Below are 2,003 nucleotides of genomic sequence, written 5' to 3'. Positions count from 1 at the left end.
CTCCTCCTCCTCGTGCTCGGACAGCTGCGTCACCTCGTCGTGGTCGGAGGCGGGGGTGAGGTTCAGGCCGGGACCGGCGAACGCGAGGCCCGAGGCGACGAGCGACAGTCCGAGGGCCCAGATCGAGATCCGGGTGAGGCGTCGAGACATCTTCGGCTCCCTTTCGTATGTGTGGTGAACGTCACCCGTACATCGACCGGGGCGGCCGGAGGGGTACGGGCTAGACCCTGCGGGCGAGGGCCTGCGCCCGCGTGACGAGCTCGCGGTCGCCCAGCCGGTCGGCCAGCGCGGCCAGGCCCGGGCCCGGACCCGTCCACCGGAGCTCGTCCACCGACCCCACCACCGGGGGTTCCGTGCGAAGCGTCGCCAGGTCGCGGAAGAGCAGGGCGAGGTCCCGCTGCTCGGCGAGCGTGAGGGCGGCCGTGCGGGCGCTGCGGACCGGGAGCCCGGCCCAGCCGGCCGGGTCGTAGGGGATGTCCTCGAGCCGCCCGAAGGCCTGGAGGACGGTGGCGGCGGTCCGGGCACCGAAACCGGGGATCCCGGGGAACCCGTCTGCGGTGTCCCCGACGAGGGCCAGGTAGTCAGGGATCTGCTCGGGCCGGACCCCGAACCGGGCCACCACGCCTTCCTCGTCGCGGAGCTCCCGCTTGCGCCGGTCGAACTGGACGACCCGGTCTCCCCGCACGCACTGGGCGAGGTCCTTGTCCGGGGTGCAGACGAGGACCCGCTTCACCCCAGGGTCGTCGCCGGCCACCGCGGCGGCCGAGGCCAGCGCGTCGTCCGCCTCCCACTCCGTCATCGCCCAGACGGTGACCCCGAGGTCCCGGAGCGCGTCCTCGAGGATGGGGAACTGTCCGAGCAGGTCGGGCTCGACCCCTTCGCCGGTCTTGTACCCCGGCCACATCTCGTTGCGGAACGACTCGATCACATGGTCGGTCGCCACCCCCACGTGGGTCGCGCCGCCCTCGAGCAGCCCAAGGACGGACCGGACCACCCCTCGGACGGCTCCCACCTCGATCCCCTGCGGGTCCCGGTGCGATGGCACGCCGAAGTGGTGGCGGAAGAGCTCGTAGGTGCCGTCGACGAGGTGGACCTCCATCGCGGGAGACCCTACCCGCTAACGTTGGCGCCGTGGAGCTGACCCCGGACATGGTGCGCGCGGCGGCGGACCGCATCCGCCCCCACGTGCGGAGGACCCCCGTCCTGCGCTGCCGGTCGCTCGACGAGCTCGCGGGAGCCCAGCTGTACATGAAGGCCGAGAACCTCCAGCGCATCGGGGCGTTCAAGGCGCGGGGGGCGTTCAACGCGCTCCTGCAGATGGAGGCAGACGAGCGCTCCCGCGGCGTGCTCGCCGTGTCCTCGGGCAACCACGCCCAAGCCGTCGCCCTCGCCGCCCGGGAGCTGGGCACCTCCGCGACCGTCGTCATGCCCGCCGACGCCAACCCCGCCAAGGTGGCCGCGACGCTCGCCCTGGGAGCCGACGTGGTCAGCGACGGGGTGACCGATGCGAACCGCGACGAGGTCGTGGCGGAGCTCGTGCGGGAGCGGGGTCTCCCGCTCGTCCATCCCTACGACGACCTCCGGGTGATGGCCGGACAGGGTACGGCCGGCCTGGAGCTCGTCTCCGACGTCCAGGACCTCGATGTGGTCGTCGTCCCCGTGGGGGGCGGGGGCCTCATCTCCGGGACCGCCGTCGCGGTGGCCGACGCGAGCCCGGGCACCCGCGTGGTGGGCGTAGAGCCCGAGGCGGCGGACGACGCCGCCCGCTCCCTGCGGTCCGGGAGCCGGGTCCGGCTCGAGGCCACCCCCGCGACCGTCGTCGACGGGGTGCGGGCGCCGTGCGTGGGGGACCGTCCGTGGGCGGTGATCTCCCGGCTCGTGGACGACATCGTGACGGTGGGCGACGACGAGACGTTGGCGGCCATGGAGCTGATCTGGACGCGCGCCAAGACGGTGGTGGAGCCGGCCGCGGCCATGACGCTGGCCGCCGTGCTCGCGGGCGA

General features: G+C 73.8%; 2 protein-coding genes. One reads left to right on the top strand and one right to left on the bottom strand.

Going from position 1 to position 2,003, the window contains the following annotated elements; all coding sequences use genetic code 11:
* Window positions 1–220: 220 nt before the first annotated feature.
* Window positions 221–1,099 carry a 5'-3' exonuclease H3TH domain-containing protein gene (locus tag VM840_13000; protein HVL82500.1) on the bottom strand — a complete coding sequence of 293 codons (879 nt, stop codon included), beginning with the start codon at window positions 1,097–1,099 and terminating at the stop codon, window positions 221–223.
* Between the two features lie 32 nt (window positions 1,100–1,131).
* Between VM840_13000 and VM840_12995 the strand changes: the two genes are divergently transcribed.
* On the top strand, window positions 1,132–2,003 hold an 872-nt coding region (locus VM840_12995; GenBank protein HVL82499.1), incomplete at its 3' end, for a threonine/serine dehydratase.

It is taken from the genome of Actinomycetota bacterium (assembly GCA_035540895.1).
GTDB lineage: Bacteria > Actinomycetota > JAICYB01 > JAICYB01 > JAICYB01 > DATLFR01.
This window is presented reverse-complemented; position numbering and strand designations above follow the sequence as displayed.